This is a genomic window from Pseudomonas sp. EA_65y_Pfl1_P113, from assembly GCF_963970525.1.
Classification (GTDB): domain Bacteria; phylum Pseudomonadota; class Gammaproteobacteria; order Pseudomonadales; family Pseudomonadaceae; genus Aquipseudomonas; species Aquipseudomonas tritici.
In genome coordinates this window covers 362,445-379,039 of the sequence record NZ_CAXAQM010000001.1, presented here as the reverse complement: position 1 = coordinate 379,039, position 16,595 = coordinate 362,445, and the positions used below count along the sequence as shown (strand labels likewise).

At 60.1% G+C, this 16,595-nt stretch carries 11 protein-coding genes; 9 read left to right on the top strand and 2 right to left on the bottom strand.

Going from position 1 to position 16,595, the window contains the following annotated elements; all coding sequences use genetic code 11:
* Nucleotides 1–30 precede the first annotated feature (30 nt).
* The 4 genes from AACY52_RS01810 to AACY52_RS01795 all read left to right on the top strand — a co-directional run bounded on the left by AACY52_RS01810 (nt 31) and on the right by AACY52_RS01795 (nt 7,332).
* The gene (locus AACY52_RS01810) at nt 31–942 is read left to right on the top strand and encodes an SDR family oxidoreductase (RefSeq protein WP_339560198.1); all 912 of its coding nucleotides are present in this window, start codon (nt 31–33) and stop codon (nt 940–942) included.
* A 483-nt stretch (nt 943–1,425) separates the two neighbouring features.
* A complete protein-coding gene (locus tag AACY52_RS01805; RefSeq protein WP_339456613.1) occupies nt 1,426–3,216 on the top strand; it encodes a DUF1302 domain-containing protein in 1,791 nt (596 codons plus the stop codon).
* Nucleotides 3,217–3,242: 26 nt separating this feature from the next.
* Entirely contained in the window at nt 3,243–4,601 is a 1,359-nt protein-coding gene (locus AACY52_RS01800; RefSeq protein WP_339420682.1) for a DUF1329 domain-containing protein, read from the top strand.
* Between the two features lie 229 nt (nt 4,602–4,830).
* Nucleotides 4,831–7,332, top strand: a complete 2,502-nt coding sequence (locus tag AACY52_RS01795; RefSeq protein ID WP_339560197.1) for a LuxR C-terminal-related transcriptional regulator — start codon at nt 4,831–4,833, stop codon at nt 7,330–7,332.
* Here AACY52_RS01795 and AACY52_RS01790 read toward each other — a convergent pair.
* Nucleotides 7,329–8,204 carry an AraC family transcriptional regulator gene (locus tag AACY52_RS01790; protein WP_339560196.1) on the bottom strand — a complete coding sequence of 292 codons (876 nt, stop codon included), beginning with the start codon at nt 8,202–8,204 and terminating at the stop codon, nt 7,329–7,331. The genes AACY52_RS01795 and AACY52_RS01790 overlap by 4 nt on opposite strands.
* Before the next feature lie 138 nt (nt 8,205–8,342).
* Between AACY52_RS01790 and AACY52_RS01785 the strand changes: the two genes are divergently transcribed.
* Entirely contained in the window at nt 8,343–9,245 is a 903-nt protein-coding gene (locus AACY52_RS01785; protein WP_339420679.1) for a DMT family transporter, read from the top strand.
* Nucleotides 9,246–9,267: 22 nt separating this feature from the next.
* On the opposite strand, the gene norR is transcribed toward AACY52_RS01785, so the two are convergent.
* Nucleotides 9,268–10,812: a nitric oxide reductase transcriptional regulator NorR gene (norR, locus tag AACY52_RS01780; protein ID WP_339420678.1), complete on the bottom strand. Its 1,545-nt coding sequence runs from the start codon at nt 10,810–10,812 to the stop codon at nt 9,268–9,270.
* A gap of 147 nt (nt 10,813–10,959) precedes the next feature.
* Between norR and hmpA the strand changes: the two genes are divergently transcribed.
* The 4 genes from hmpA (at nt 10,960) to cyoB (ending at nt 16,594) form a co-directional block, all read left to right on the top strand.
* Nucleotides 10,960–12,141, top strand: a complete 1,182-nt coding sequence (gene hmpA, locus AACY52_RS01775; protein WP_339435956.1) for an NO-inducible flavohemoprotein — start codon at nt 10,960–10,962, stop codon at nt 12,139–12,141.
* A 190-nt stretch (nt 12,142–12,331) separates the two neighbouring features.
* On the top strand, nt 12,332–12,838 hold the full coding sequence (locus tag AACY52_RS01770; RefSeq protein ID WP_339420676.1) for a disulfide bond formation protein B: 507 nt from the start codon (nt 12,332–12,334) through the stop codon (nt 12,836–12,838).
* A 792-nt stretch (nt 12,839–13,630) separates the two neighbouring features.
* Entirely contained in the window at nt 13,631–14,572 is a 942-nt protein-coding gene (cyoA, locus tag AACY52_RS01760) for a ubiquinol oxidase subunit II (protein WP_049711590.1), read from the top strand.
* A gap of 3 nt (nt 14,573–14,575) precedes the next feature.
* Entirely contained in the window at nt 14,576–16,594 is a 2,019-nt protein-coding gene (cyoB, locus tag AACY52_RS01755) for a cytochrome o ubiquinol oxidase subunit I (RefSeq protein ID WP_339420675.1), read from the top strand.
* The last annotated feature ends 1 nt before the right edge of the window (nt 16,595 follow it).

Below are 16,595 nucleotides of genomic sequence, written 5' to 3'. Positions count from 1 at the left end.
CCATTCCCATTGTCGCCATTGGAGTTCGGTATGAGTGAGTCAGTGCAGTTCCAGGATAAGGTCGTGATCGTCACCGGTGCCGGCGGCGGATTGGGCCGGGCCCATGCGCTGTTGTTCGCTAAACATGGCGCCAAAGTGTTGGTCAACGATCTCGGTGGTTCTACCCAGGGTGAAGGCGCGAATGCCTCGGCCGCCGACCGGGTCGTGGCCGAGATCCGTGAAGCGGGCGGTATTGCCGAGGCCAGCCATGACTCTGTCACCGACGGTGACAAGATCGTGCAGAACGCCCTCGATGCCTTCGGCCGTATCGATGTGGTGGTCAATAACGCTGGCATTCTGCGTGACAAGACCTTCCACAAAATGGACGACAGCGATTGGGACCTGGTTTACCGGGTGCATGTCGAAGGCGCCTACAAAGTCACCCGCGCTGCTTGGCCCCATCTGCGCGAGCAAGCTTACGGTCGGGTGATTTTCACGGCGTCCACCTCGGGCATCTATGGCAACTTTGGCCAGTCCAACTACGGCATGGCCAAGCTTGGCCTCTATGGGCTGACCCGCACGCTGGCGCTGGAAGGGCGCAAGAACAACATTCTGGTGAACGCCATTGCCCCCACCGGCGGCACGCGCATGACCGAAGGCTTGATCCCGCCGCAAGTGTTCGAGCGCCTCAAGCCGGAGCTGGTCAGCCCGCTGGTGGTGTACCTGGGCAGCGAGGCGTGTCAGGAAACCTCGGGGCTGTTTGAAGTAGGCGGCGGCTGGATCGGCAAGACCCGTTGGGAGCGTAGCCTGGGCGTGGGCTTTGACCCGGAAGCCGGCTTCTCGCCCGACGATGTGGCCGCACACTGGCAGCAGATCTGCGACTTCGACGGTGCAGCCCACCCCAAGGACAATATCGAGGCATTGAAGGAGATGATGGCCAATCTGCAGAAATACAGCCTGTGATCGTTGCTTGAAAAAGATTGAATCCTGCGGGGCGCTGATGGCGCCCCGTTTTATTTAAGGCATAAAAAAGGCCGCTGCATAGGCAGCGGCCGAAGTAAGACGTTGGATCAAGGAGCGACAAATCAACGTCAGTGAACACCGGTAACGGATTGAAAATAATCATCAATCTATTTGAATCTGGCTTTTCTTCCGGTTAGGAAAGCGAGCCGTTGGCCCTGAAAGCCCGGCAAGAATAGCCGTTAGTAACAAAATGAGTAATGGCGATTCATGACAAGGACTGTTGCTGAATCAGCAACAGTTATGACCTGCTCCATCCATCTTCCTGATAACCCGCCATCCACACGGTGCATGCCCGCGCGCAGACCCAGGCCAGAGCGCCCGGTAATCCTTTCGAGCGACAACACGAATCCCTCCTTGGTGCGCTTATCCCTCCTGATGGTCGGCAGTAGGGTGGGGCCTTCTGTCACTCATCGGGGAAGACGCATGACAAGAACAACAATGCGCGCCATCTTCAGGCCACAGGCGCTGGCCGCTGCGGTTGCGTTGGGTTGCTGTGCGCAGGCACAGGCTGTTTCATTCAACATTGGCGAGATCGAAGGGCAATTCGATTCCTCACTGTCGGTGGGCGCAAGTTGGGGCATGCGCGATGCGGACAAAAAACTGGTGGGCACCGTCAATGGCGGTAGCGGCCAGGCTTCCACCGGGGATGACGGGCGCCTGAACTTCAAGAAGGGCGAAACCTTCTCGAAAATTTTCAAAGGTTTGCACGACCTTGAATTGAAGTACGGCGACACGGGCGTGTTTGTCCGTGGCAAATACTGGTACGACTTCGAACTCAAGGACGAAGATCGCGAGTTCAAGCAGATCAGCGACCACAACCGCAAGGAAGGCGCCAAGTCCAGCGGTGCGCAGATCCTCGATGCCTTCGTTTATCACAACTACTCACTGGGCAATCTGCCGGGCACCGTGCGCGCGGGTAAACAGGTGGTGAGTTGGGGGGAAAGTACCTTCATCGGCAACTCCATCAACAGCATCAACCCGATTGACGTGTCTGCCTTTCGTAGACCGGGTGCCGAGATCAAGGAAGGGCTGATCCCGGTCAATATGCTGTTCGCTTCACAAAGCCTGACCAACCAACTGACCGTAGAAGGGTTCTACCAGTTGGAATGGGACCAGACGGTACTGGATAACTGCGGCACGTTTTTTGGCAGCGATGTGGCGGCGGATGGTTGCACCAACAACTACACCGTGGGTAACCCTGCGATCGCGCCGCTGCAACCGGTGGCCGCAGCGTTTGGCCAAGGATTTGGCGCGACCAATGAAGGCGTGATTGTACGTCGCGCCGGCGACCGCGATGCGCGGGATTCCGGCCAGTTCGGTACGGCCTTGCGTTGGCTGGGGGACGACACGGAGTACGGCCTGTACTTCATGAACTACCACAGCCGTTCGCCGAATGTGGGCACCATCACCAACAATACCAACTTGGCGACACTCGGCGCGATCTCCGGCACCGCCAACGCCATAGCGCCTGGCTCTGGTGCGGGCCTGGTGCAGAGCCTGATGCTCGGCCGCGGCCAGTACTACCTCGACTACCCGGAAGATATTCGCCTGTTCGGCGCCAGTTTCTCCACCACCTTGCCCACCGGCACGGCGTGGACCGGAGAGATCAGCTACCGTCCAAATGCCCCGGTGCAACTCAACACCACCGACCTGACCCTGGCCCTGATCAATCCTGTCGCTGGCCAGCTCGCCTCACCTATCCGCAGCAACTTCGGTTCTGACAACAAAGGCTACCGCCGCAAGGAAATCACCCAGATCCAAAGCAGCATGACCCAGTTCTTCGACCAAGTGCTGGGCGCTGAACGCCTGACGCTGGTGGGCGAAGCGGCCATCGTGCACGTCGGCGGCCTGGAGGATAAATCCAAGCTGCGTTACGGCCGCGACTCGGTGTACGGCGCTTATGGTTTCCAAGGCGACACCGATGGTTTTGTCACGTCCACCTCCTGGGGTTATCGCGCGCGGGCGATCCTTGACTACAACAACGTGATCGCCGGGATCAACCTCAAGCCGAACCTGTCCTGGTCCCACGACGTTGCCGGCTACGGCCCCAACGGCCTGTTCAACAAAGGCGCCAAGGCGATCAGTGCAGGGGTCGATGCGGACTACCGCAACACCTACACCGCCAGCCTCAGCTACACCGACTTCTTTGGTGGCGACTACAACACCCTGACCGACCGTGACTTCCTCGCCCTCAGCTTCGGCGTGAACTTCTGATTTGGCTTAAAGAAGGACAAGACTCTATGTGTAAGATAATTGCGGTAATGGCCCTCAGCCTGTTGGCCGCCAACGTGATGGCGGCGGTGTCGCCGGAAGAGGCGGCCAAGCTGGGCACCACCCTGACCCCGGTGGGCGCCGAAAAAGCCGGCAACGCCGATGGCTCGATCCCGGCCTGGACTGGCGGTATTCCCAAAAACGCCGGTGCGGTGGACAGCAAGGGCTTCCTCGCCGACCCGTTCGCCAGTGAAAAACCGTTGTTCGTGATCACCGCCGCCACTGTCGACAAATATAAAGACAAGCTGTCTGACGGCCAGGTAGCGATGTTCAAGCGCTATCCCGAGACCTATAAAATTCCCGTGTATCCAAGCCACCGCACGGTCAACCTGCCGCCGGACATCTACGAGTCGATCAAGCGCAGCGCGCTGAACGTCAAGGCCATCAACGACGGTAATGGCCTGGAAAATTTCACCGGCAACCGCTACTACGCGTTCCCGATTCCCAAGAATGGCGTGGAGGTGCTGTGGAACCACATCACCCGTTACCACGGTGGCAACCTGCGCCGCATCATCATCCAGGCCACCCCGCAGACCAACGGCGGTTACACGCCGATCCGCTTCGAAGAAGAAGTGGCGGTGCCGCAAGCGATCCCGGACATGGACCAGGCCAAGGCCGCCAACGTACTGAGCTTTTTCAAGCAATCGGTGACGGCGCCGGCGCGGCTGGCGGGCAACGTGCTATTGGTGCACGAAACCCTCGACCAGGTGAAGGAGCCGCGCCTGGCCTGGATCTACAACGCTGGCCAGCGCCGCGTGCGTCGCGCGCCGCAGGTGTCGTATGACGGTCCGGGTACTGCATCCGATGGGCTGCGCACCACGGATAACTTCGATATGTTCTCCGGCGCGCCTGACCGTTATGACTGGAAGCTGGTGGGCAAGAAGGAGATGTACATCCCCTACAACAGCTACAAGCTGGACCAGCCGACGCTCAAGTACGACGACATCATCAAGGCCGGCCACATCAATCAGGACCTGACCCGCTATGAGCTGCACCGCGTGTGGGAAGTGGTTGGCACGGTCAAGCCGAGCGAGCGGCACATCTACGCCAAGCGCCACATGTACATCGATGAAGACAGCTGGCAGGTGGCATTGGTGGATCACTACGACGGCCGTGGCCAACTGTGGCGGGTTGCCGAGGGGCATGCGCAGTTCTACTACAACCACCAGGTGCCGGCCTACACGGTGGAGACGCTGTACGACATCATCGCTGGGCGCTACATCGCCCTGGGGATGAAGAACGAGGAGAAGAGCAGTTTTGTGTTTGGGTTCAAAGCCAAGGCTGCGGATTACACACCGGCGGCGTTGAGGACTGAAGGCGTTCGCTGATGTTGGTGTGAAAATGCAATCCAACTGTGGGAGCGGGCTTGCTCGCGAATGCGGAGTATCAGTCACCGAATTCTTAGGCTGATCCACCGCATTCGCGAGCAAGCCCGCGCCCACATTGGGTTTTGTGCATGTCTTACAATCATTGTGCTGAATCTTTCTTCAACAACCGCCGACCACAGGACTAGGGTAGTCGCCACGTTGCATAACAATAAAAACGCAGGATGCAGCAATGACCGCCATGACACGCTGCCTGGACCGTCCTGGATTCATGCCTCGGCTGTCCGCCCACCATCTGCTGCGCCCGCGCTTGGCGGGCCCTTTGCTGGTGGCTTCGGCGCGGGTGAAGCTGTTGTGCGCGCCGGGTGGCAGTGGCAAGAGTGCGTTGCTCGCCGAGTGCGCATTGCAGGCACCCAAGGATTGCCAAGTGTATTGGTTGCCGCTCAATGGTGTTGCCCTCAGCCCTCTTGATCTGTGCCTGCGCCTGGCGCAAAGCCTCGGCTTGCCATTCACCGATGAAGCCACGCTGCTGCTGGACCTTGGCCGCTGGCACACCTCGGCGTGGGTGTTCCTCGATGACTTCTGCCGCTTGCCCGCGCCCGACACCGACGCCTTGCTCGACCGCCTGCTCACTGCCAGCAGCCCGGCGTTGAGCTGGTGGCTTGGGGCGCGGCGCCGGCCGGCGTGCAACTGGCCGCGGCTGTTGCTCGACGATGAGTTGCTGGAGTGTGGCGCCGAGTTGGCGTTTGATGCTGAGGAAATCAAGCAACTGCTCATCCATGCGCCAGGGCAGTCCGTCGACCGTGTGTTGCAGTTCAGCGCCGGCTGGTGCGCCGGTGTGCGCATCGCGCTGCTCGGCGATGGTCACCCGGACAAAACCTTGCTCGACTACTTGCAACACGAGCTGTTCAGCACCTTGCCGACCGAGCTGGCTGAAGCCTGGCGCGTGCTCGCCCATCTGCCGCGTTTCAATACGGGGTTGTGCGAGCACCTGTTCGGCGTTGGCGACGGTGTCCAATACCTGCGGGGCTTGCAGGCCCTCGGTGCGTTTATCCAGCCTTGGGAAGACACGGGCTGGCAACAGGTTTTCCCGCCGCTGGCACAGCTGATGCGTGATGAGCCCTGGCCGGCCAAGCGCTCCTGGCACCGGCGCGCCTGCCAATGGTTCACCGCCGAACAGGACTGGCAGGCAGCATTTGAACAAGCCTTGCTGGCCGAAGAATATGAAGCCGCGGTGAGCTTGCTGAAGTACTTCAGTTTCGAGGACCTGTTCCGCCAGCAGAACGCGGTGTTGCTGTTGCGTCTGCATGAACAGCATGGCGATGAATTGATGCTCGGCTCGGCGCAACTGGTCGGGCTGGTGACGGCGGCATTGCTGTTCGCCGGGCGTTTTGACCAGGCCGCGCAATGCATCGACCAGCTTGCGCGGTTCGCCCCGCAACCGACGGCGGCGCAACAACGCTATCTGCTGGCGCGCTGGCAGGCGCAATGGGGCTGGCTGCTGCATTTGGGCGGCGATGCCGAGCGCTCTCGCGAACATTTCCTTGAGGCACTGCAAGCCTTGCCCGACAGTGCCTGGACGTCGCGGCTGATGTGCCTGTCGGGCCTGACCCAGCAAGCCTTGCTGCGTGGCGAGTTGGACGTGGCCCAGAGCCTGAGCCGTGAGGCGTTGTGCCTGGCCCGGGCCCACGGTTCGTTGCTGCTCGAGGCCTTGCTCGAACTGGATCACGCGCAATTACTGGAGCAGCGCGGCGCGCCGTATCGGGCGCAAAGCCTGCTGGAAAGTGTGCAGGCGATGTTGCTCGAACAGCGGCTCAAGGCCGGGCCCTTGGTTGGGCGCATTGCCCTGCGGCGCGGGCATCTGGCGTTGCGCCAGGGGCAAGACAGCCTGGCCGCCGAATGCTTCGAAACAGGCTTGAAGGTGTGCCTGCACAGCCAGGACAAGCGCGTGCTCTACGGGTTTCTCGGCTTGGCGCTGATGGCAGCCAATCGTGGCGATTACGCCCAAGCCTTTGACCAACTGCGCGAAGCCGAACGGCTGATGCAACAACGCCAGGTGCCCGACAGGGTGTATCGCGCGGTGCTGCTGTTGGTCAGCGGGCATTTCTGGTTGCAACAGGGGCGCGCTGACCTGACGGTGGAAGCGGTGCGCCGCGTACTGCGACACTTCCGGGGGCCCCAGGCCAAACAGGCGCCGCCGGCCACCCTGGAACTGATCCCGCGCCTGGAATACCTGCTGGTGCTGGCGGAGGTGAAACTGGGCTGTGCCGAGCACCCCGTAGCACGGCTTACGGCCTTGCTGGGCAGCGCCCACCAACGCGGCATGCTCTGTCTGGAAACCGAGCTGTACCTGGTGCTCGGCGAAGTGGCCTGGCAGGTCGGCGACGCCTCCCTGGCGCGCCGTTCGCTGCAAACCGGGTTGGAGCTGGCGGAGCGTTGCCAGGTGCAGCAGGCTATTCGCGAGCTGCGGCTGCGCTCGCCGGGGGTGTTGAGCGAGCTGGGCATGGAGCCCCAAGCCTCAACGTCAGGCGCGGTCGAGAACCCACTCAGCCAGCGCGAGCTGGAAGTGCTGCAGTTGATCGCCCTGGGTAACTCCAACCTGGAAATCGCCGACCGCCTGTTTATCTCCCTGCACACCGTCAAGACCCACGCGCGGCGCATCCACAGCAAACTCGGCGTGGAGCGGCGTACGCAAGCGGTGGCCAAGGCCAAGACACTGGGGTTGATGATCTAGGTGCAGAACGCCTGGCGATACTCGCCGGGTGTGGCGCCCATGGCCTGGCGAAAGCGATGGGTGAAGTGGCTGGCACTGGAGAAACCGCACATCAAGGCGATCTCGCCCAGGGGCAGGGCGCCGCTGCGCAGCAGGGCCTGGGCACGGGTCAATCGCCGCGCCAACAAATATTGATGGGGCGGCAGGCCGAACGTCTGGCGGAACATCCTCGCGAAATGGTACTCCGACAGCGTACACATCCCGGCCAATTGACCCAGGCTGATCGGGTCTTCCAGGTATTGGTCGATGTAGTCGACCAACAGTCGTCGCTGGTACGCCGCCAACCCGCCTTTCAGGCGTAGCCCTTCGCGCGCGCCCACCTGGCTGAGCAGGGTGTGGCTGAGCATTTCATGGGCCAGGCTGCTGGTCAGCAAGCGCTCTGCGGGTTCGTGCCAGTTCAGCGCGATCAATTGATGAAAGCGCCGGGCCTGGCTGGCGTCTTCCAGGAAGGTGCTTTCGCGCAGGTGCAAGGTGCGGGGCTCGCGGTCGAGCAGGGTGATGCAGCCCAAGGCAAACTGCTCCGGGCTGAAATACACGTGGGCCAGGCGAATCTCGCCGTTGATCACCCATGCCGACTGATGCTCGGCGGGCAGGATGCACAGCTTATCGGGCCCGCCCTTGGTGCCCGGCTGGTCACGCCGAAAGGTGCCGGTGCCGCCGCCGATGTAGCACGACAGCGTGTGATGGCTCGGCGCTTGATAATCCTGCGAGTCGTGGTGGTTGCTCCACAAAGCCGCAGACAAGCCGTCACCGAGCTCGGCGCAGGCCTCAAGGCGTGCGTTGGGCGAGCGATTAAGGGCTTGAAAGACTTGCAGGGATTCCAGATCAGGCATGGTGAGTACTCTCCGACGCTTTGCATCCTACTCCCCGCGGTTGGCGCTGTGATCCCGTCGCCCAACAAAAGCGCAAGATTGTGCAAGAGCGCGCCACGGAGGGAGGGCCAGACTGTGGCTCAACCGATGGAGCCCGCTATGAACCTTTCCCTGTATTTACTCACCGTGCTGATTTGGGGCACCACCTGGATCGCCCTCAAGTGGCAGCTGGGCGTGGTGGCAATCCCTGTGTCCATCGTTTATCGCTTTGGCTTGGCGGCGCTGGTGTTGTTTGCGCTGTTGTTGCTCAGCCGCACGTTGCAGGTGATGAACAGGCGTGGGCACTTGATCTGCCTGGCCCAAGGGCTGTGCCTGTTCTGCGTCAACTTCATGTGCTTTCTTACGGCCAGCCAGTGGATTCCCAGTGGGTTGGTGGCGGTGGTGTTCTCCACGGCTACGCTGTGGAACGCGCTGAATGCCCGGGTGTTTTTCGGCCAGCGGGTGGCGCGTAATGTGTTGATGGGCGGCGGCCTTGGCTTGCTGGGACTGGGCTTGCTGTTCTGGCCGGAACTGGTGGGGCATACCGCCAGCCCGCAGACCTGGCTCGGCTTGGGGTTGGCGTTGCTCGGGACGATGTGTTTCTCGGCGGGCAATATGTTGTCGAGCCTGCAGCAGAAGGCCGGGCTCAGGCCGCTGACCACCAATGCCTGGGGCATGGCGTATGGTTCGGCGATGTTGGCAACGTATTGCGTGGTGCGCGGGATTCCGTTCGAGATGGACTGGAGCGCGCGGTATGTCGGCGCGTTGTGGTACCTGGTGATTCCGGGGTCGGTGATTGGGTTTACGGCTTATCTGACGTTGGTGGGTCGGATGGGGCCGGAGCGTGCGGCGTATTGCACGGTGTTGTTTCCGGTGGTGGCGCTGAATGTGTCGACGTTTGTTGAGGGGTATCAGTGGACTGCACCGGCGTTGGTGGGGTTGGTGCTGGTGATGGTGGGGAATGTGTTGGTGTTTCGGAAGGTGAAGCGTGTGAACCCTGTCTTCAAGGCACAACAAACCTAAATGTGGGAGCGAGTTGTTTGGGCTATTTGAGGCCTAGGCGCTTGGCCATTCGGCCTAGGTTGGCGCGGTCCAGGCCGAGTTCGCGGGCGGCGCTGGCCCAGTTGTGCTGGTGGCGTTCCAGGCAGGCGCTGATGATTTGGCGCTGGTAGTGCTCTGTGGCCTGGCGCAGGTCGCCGGTGACGGCGGTCACCATGTCAGTCTGTTCTTCGATCAGCGGCGCGCTGACATCGGGCAGGTCGAGGTCCCGGGCACTCAAGCTTAAAATCCTCGGACGTTCGCGACAGTTCCCCAAGGCTTTCAGCGCGCTGCGTCCGATCAAATGTTCCAGCTCTCGCACGTTGCCCGGCCAGTTATAGGCCAGCATCGCCGCCTGGGCATCGCTGGTCAGGCGCAAGCTGCCCAGGCCCATGCGTGAGCGGTTCTGTTCGAGGAAGTAGCCGGCCAGCAGCAGCACATCGCGCCCGCGTTCGCGCAGCGCCGGTACTTGCAGGGGGTACACGCTGAGTCGGTGGTAAAAGTCGGCGCGGTAGCGGCCGTTGCGCACCTCAAAGGCCAGGTCGCGGTTGGTGGCGGCGATCAGGCGCACGTCCACTTGGTGTTCCTTGTCCGAGCCCAGCCGCTGCAACTGGCCGCTTTGCAGTACCCGCAGCAGCTTGGCTTGCACCGTCAGTGACAGTTCGCCCACTTCATCCAGGAACAACGTACCGCCATTGGCCAGCTCGAATTTGCCGCGGCGCTCATTCAACGCACCGGTGAAGGCGCCGCGCACATGGCCGAACAGCTCGCTTTCCACCAGGGTTTCCGGCAGGGCGGCGCAATTGAGGCTGATCAGCGGTTTGTCCGCGCGTGTTGATGCGGCGTGGATGGCGTGGGCTACCAGTTCCTTGCCCACTCCGGTTTCGCCAGTGATCAGTACGGTCAGGTCGCTGCCACCGACCCATTTGGTCTCCTCGACCAGGCGCTTGTGGCTTTTACTTTGGCCGATCATTTCCTTGTGCTGCTGGCCGCTGGCCTGGCGGTAAATCTCGGCACGCTGGTGTTCGTCTTCGGCGCGCAAGGCCAGGCGCTCGATGCGCTCGGCTACGTTGACGGTGGCGGCGGCGAGGCTGGCGAAGGCTTGCAGGGCATCGAGTTCCACGCGTTCGAAGCGTTCGGTGTCGAGGGCATCCAGGGTCAGCAGGCCCCAGGGCTGGTCGTCGACGAACAGCGGGCAGCCCATGCAGTCGTGTACTTCCAGGTGTCCATGCAGGCCATCCACCAAGCCGTCATAGGGATCGGGCAATTCGCTGTCACTGTCAAAGCGCGTGGGGCCGGGGCTGCTCAGCAGCACGGCAAAGCGCGGATGCTCACTGACCTTGAAGCGTCGACCCAAGGTGTCGTCGCTCAAGCCATCGACGGCCAGTGGCACCAGCCATTCGCCTTCCAGGCGCAACAACGCGGCGGCATCGCAAGGGAGCAGGGCGCGCATCGCTTGCAGCAGGCGGCGGTAACGCTCGCCTTCAGGCAGTTCGCGAGACAGGTCGGCGACCAGAGGCAGCAGGGTGGTGAGCAATGAGTGCGCAGTCATAAAGACTCCTTGTAGTCCTTATGACTATAAGGTGTAGGAGGTCATACTAACTACATGTAATTTAAGTGGTTGAAAAATAACGATTAATAAGTTGGCACGAATACTGAGTAATTCAGGGTAATCAGTGAAGAAGCCCAGGAGGCTCCCATGCTTAGCGCCCAAGACCGTGCCATCGTCAAATCTACCGTGCCCCTGCTGGAAAGCGGCGGCGAAGCGTTGATCACCCATTTCTACCGCATGATGCTCTCCGAGTACCCAGAGGTTCGTCCGCTGTTCAATCAGGCGCACCAGGCCAGCGGCGACCAGCCCCGCGCTCTGGCCAAGGGTGTGTTGATGTACGCGCGGCATATCGACCAGTTGGATCAACTGGGTGATTTGGTGGCCAAGATCATCAACAAGCACGTCGCCCTGCAGATCCTGCCGGAGCATTACCCGATCGTCGGTGCCTGCCTGCTGCGGGCGATTTCCGAAGTGCTGGGCAGCCAGATCGCGACCCCCGAAGTGATGAGTGCCTGGGGCGCGGCGTACGGCCAGCTGGCGGATATCCTGATCGGTGCTGAGGCGGCGATCTATGAAGAGAAAGCCCAGGCACCCGGTGGCTGGCGTGGTGCGCGGCCGTTCCTGCTGGTCAAGCGGGTGGAGGAGAGCGACGAGATCATCTCCTTCTACTTTGCCCCGGTGGACAACGGCCCGATCCTCAATGCCGCGCCGGGCCAGTACATCGGCATGAAACTGGTACTGGATGGCGAGGAAGTGCGCCGCAACTATTCCCTGTCGGCCCTGACTGACGTGGGCCTGTACCGTATCAGCGTCAAGCGCGAAGCCGGCGGGCGGGTGTCCAACTACCTGCATGACCAGTTGCACGTCGGCGCGACCATCGACCTGTTCCCGCCGTCGGGTGAGTTCACCCTGGCGGCCAGCGATAAACCGCTGGTGCTGATCAGCGGCGGGGTCGGCATCACGCCCACCTTGCCGATGCTCGAAGCCGCCCTGGCCACCGAGCGTCCGGTGCATTTCATTCACTGCGCGCGCAATGGCGGCGTGCATGCATTCCGTGACTGGGTGGATGCCCTGGCCGCCAAGCACCCGCAGCTCAAGCGCTTCTATTGCTACGCCGAAGACGATGGTGTGAGCCCGGTGGCGGACAAGGTCGGCCTGCTCAGCCAGGAACAACTGGCCGCCTGGTTGCCCGAGCAGCGCGATGTGGATGCGTACTTCCTCGGCCCCAAAGGCTTCATGGCCGCGATCAAGCGCCACCTCAAAGCCTTGGGTGTCCCCGAAAAACAAAGCCGCTACGAATTCTTCGGCCCGGCTGCCACCTTGGAATAACCCCTTCGGGGTAGCTGCAAGCGACAAGTAAAAGCCGGATCGAAGCCCGCTCTCACTTGACGCTTGAAGCTTGAAGCTTGCCACTTGTCGTTACCCCCACCATTAATCCCCCGTTAACCCCTCTCTGTTTAAACCACTCCCTGTGTGTAAACTTGCGGCCATTGGCATAACCAAACAAAGGGAACCGGAGATGAGTGACGAATTGCGTTTAGGCAGGGAGCGGCGCTTTCTGGTGTTGCTGGGGATCATCTGCCTGGCGCTGATCGGCGGTGCGCTCTACATGCAGGTGGTGCTGGGCGAGGCGCCATGCCCGCTGTGCATTCTGCAACGCTATGCTTTATTGCTGATCGCGATCTTCGCGTTCATCGGCGCGGCCATGCGCACCAAAGGGGCGCTCACCTTTTTCGAAGGGCTGGTGATCCTCTGCGCCCTCGGTGGTGTGGCCGCAGCCGGTCACCATGTGTACACCCAGTTCTATCCACAGGTCAGCTGCGGCATTGATGTGCTGCAACCGATTGTCGATGACCTGCCCCTGGCCAAGGTGTTCCCCCTGGGCTTCCAGGTCGATGGCTTCTGCAGCACTCCGTATCCGCCTGTGCTGGGCCTGTCCCTGGCGCAGTGGGCGCTGGTCGCGTTTGTGCTGACCGTGATCCTGGTGCCGTTGGGCATTTACCGGAATCGCCAGCGCAAAGCCTGAGCCCATCCTTGAAACACCCCGGTCCTTCTTGAGGGAGGGCCGGGGTGTTTATTGCTTGTGGGATTTGTGAGCAGAGCGTGACGCAGGACAATGGCGAGTGCGCGCAGCATGCGACATGTTGTCACACGGAAGCGGCCGCAGGACGTTTCTGACCCGCCAAACGGTCGCTTAAATTTGCATCATGCGGCCAAGATGTGCTGTCACTTCGTGGCTCTGACAGTGGCGTGCACCTCACGCCGCTCCCGCGATTTCGTGATGTCTGAATGCCTTGTTTTATGGGGGCTTGCATCGGTTTTGCGTGCCCTTACAGACCGTAAGGACTGCCGCATATCGCCCTATAACACAGCATTTTTTGTGGTTTTTGTGAAGAATCGAACACGGTAAGATCGCGAACCTTTGCAATAAAGGTGAAGGATTATTGCTGTAATCGATAAAAATTATTTCTTTATCAGACATGGTTTATACATCGCTAGCTAACTACAATCGCCCGCACTGAATGTCCGGTGCTGTTCAATCTTTGAGCACTGGAGCGGTCGAGGGGCAGATGGATGGCTCTGTGCGACCCCAAGGTTCCGGCAGCCTTTCAACTACCCGCACCAAATGGAATTGGTCTGTAACAAGGCCTTTAGCCACGAAGTCGAATAAGAACTCACCGCAGGTCCGTGAAACGTAGATTTATGGCGTGACGGGCAGGCTCTTATTCAATCGAAGAGAAATGCCAACCCTTGGCAGGGTGAAGTGTTGGCGATCAAAACCCAACTGCATTGCGCAAGCTGCTTTAGAGGTCGTGAGATGAGTAAAAACAGGTACCCCCGATTACTAGGCTTTTTGCCGCTGCTTGGCATGATGTTAATGCTGGGAGGCTGTAAGTGGACCTTGATGGACCCAAAAGGACAGATCGGTCTGGATCAACGAAACCTGATCATCACCGCCACCCTGCTGATGCTGCTGGTCGTGGTCCCTGTGATCATCATGACCTTCGCCTTCGCCTGGAAATACCGCGCGTCGAACACCAGCGCGACCTACGCGCCGAAGTGGTCGCACTCCACCAAGATCGAAATCGCGGTGTGGCTGGTTCCGATCCTCATCATCATCGCCCTGGGTTACATCACCTATAAGTCGACCCACGAGCTGGACCCGTACCGTCCGCTGGAATCCGACGTCAAGCCGATCAATATCGAAGTGGTTGCGCTGGACTGGAAGTGGCTGTTCATCTACCCGGACCTGGGTATCGCCACTGTCAACGAGATCCAGTTCCCGGAGAACACTCCGCTTAATTTCCGGATTACCTCAGACGCCGTGATGAACTCGTTCTTCATCCCAGCCCTGGGCGGTCAGATCTACGCGATGGCAGGCATGCAGACCCGACTGCACCTGATCGCCAACGAAAAAGCTGAAATGGAAGGCATCTCCGCTAACTACAGCGGCGCTGGCTTCACCGGCATGAAATTCAAAGCGATCTCGACGAGCCAGGAAGATTTCAACGCCTGGGTCGCCAAAGTCAAGGCCGCACCTAAACAGCTTGATCAAGCTGAATACGATGCCCTGACCAAACCAAGCCAGAACAACCCAGTCGCGCTGTATTCCGCGTTTGAGCCGAACCTGTTTCAGAAAATCGTCGACAAGTACGAAGGTATGAAGCCAGGCAAGCCGGTCAAGCACGAGAAGAAAGAAGTGGCCGCGGTTGAAGGTTCTGACGCGGGCTCGCATTCAACTGCTGGGGCAGAGGAGTAAACGATGTTTGGTAAATTAAGTTGGGATGCGGTCCCGTTCCACGAGCCGATTGTGATGATTACCATCGCCATGATCGCGCTGGGTGGTCTGGCACTGTTTGCGGCAATCACTTATTTCAAGAAGTGGACCTACTTGTGGACCGAGTGGCTGACGTCGGTCGACCACAAGAAAATCGGCGTGATGTACATCATCGTCGCCATGGTCATGTTGCTGCGTGGTTTTGCCGACGCCATCATGATGCGTACCCAGTTGGCCATGGCCACCGAGGGTTCGCCTGGCTACCTGCCGCCTGAACACTATGACCAGATCTTCACCGCCCACGGTGTGATCATGATCATCTTCATGGCGATGCCTTTCTTCACTGGCCTGATGAACCTTGCAGTGCCGCTGCAGATCGGCGCGCGTGACGTGGCTTACCCGTTCCTGAACTCCCTGAGCTTCTGGCTGCTGGTTTCCGGCGTCGTGCTGATCAACCTTTCCCTGGGCGTCGGCGAATTTGCCAAGACCGGTTGGGTTGCGTATCCGCCATTGTCGGGCCTGCAATACAGCCCTGGCGTGGGTGTGGACTACTACATCTGGGCGCTACAGTTATCAGGGCTCGGGACGACGCTGACGGGGGTCAACTTCTTGGCCACCGTGCTGAAAATGCGCGCCCCTGGCATGAAGCTGATGGACATGCCGATCTTCACCTGGACCTGCACCTGGGCCAACGTCCTGATCGTGGCTTCGTTCCCGATCCTGGCCGCTACCATGGCGCTGCTGTCGCTTGACCGTTACCTGGATTTCCACATTTTCACCAATGAACTTGGTGGCAATCCAATGATGTACGTGAACCTGTTCTGGGCATGGGGTCACCCTGAGGTGTACATCCTGATCCTGCCAGCGTTCGGTATCTTCTCCGAAGTGATCTCGACCTTTACCGGCAAGCGCCTGTTCGGTCACCACTCGATGGTTTACGCATCGGGCGCGATCTCTGTACTGGGCTTCATGGTTTGGCTGCACCACTTCTTCACCATGGGGTCGGGGGCCAGCGTCAACGCCTTCTTCGGCCTGGCAACGATGCTGATTTCCATCCCGACGGGGGTGAAGCTATTCAACTGGCTGTTCACCATCTACCACGGTCGTTTGCGCATGACCAGCCAGGTCCTGTGGACCCTGGGCTTCATGGTGACCTTCGCCATTGGCGGCATGACCGGCGTACTGCTGGCCATCCCGGGTGCTGACTTCGTCCTGCACAACAGCCTGTTCGTGATCGCTCACTTCCACAACGTGATCATCGGTGGTGCTGTATTCGGCTACATCGCTGGTTTCAGCTTCTACTTCCCGAAAGCGTTCGGCTTCAAGCTGCACGAAGGCTGGGGCAAGGCTGCATTCTGGTTCTGGATCTCGGGCTTCTTCGTCGCGTTCATGCCGCTCTATGCACTGGGCTTCATGGGCATGACCCGTCGTCTGAACGCTACCACCAACCCTGAGTGGGTACCGTACCTGTACGTTGCCATGTTCGGTGCAATCATGATCGCTGTGGGTATTGCCTGCCAGTTGATCCAGCTGTACGTGAGCATCCGTGACCGTAAGCAGAACGCTTGCGACTCCGGCGACCCATGGAACGGCCACACCCTGGAATGGTCGACTTCCTCGCCACCTCCGTTCTACAACTTCGCCGTGATTCCTACTGCGAACACCATTGATGCGTTCACCGAAGCCAAGGAAGACGGTACTGCGTACCAGAAGCCTAAGCACTACGAACCGATCCACATGCCGAGCAACACCGCCACTGGCGTGGTGATGGGTGCGCTGTTGACCGTGTTCGGTTTCGCGATGATCTGGCACATCTGGTGGCTGGCAATCGTTGGCCTGGTGGGCACCATCGGCTACTTCATTGTCCACGCTGCACGTGATGATCAAGGCTACATGGTGCCGGTCGAAACGATCGAGCGCATCGAAGCCGAGCAGCACGCTCGCTTGGTCGCCGAGAAGAAAATCCCGGCCAACCGTGTAGAAACCTCGTTGGAACAGGCTTAAA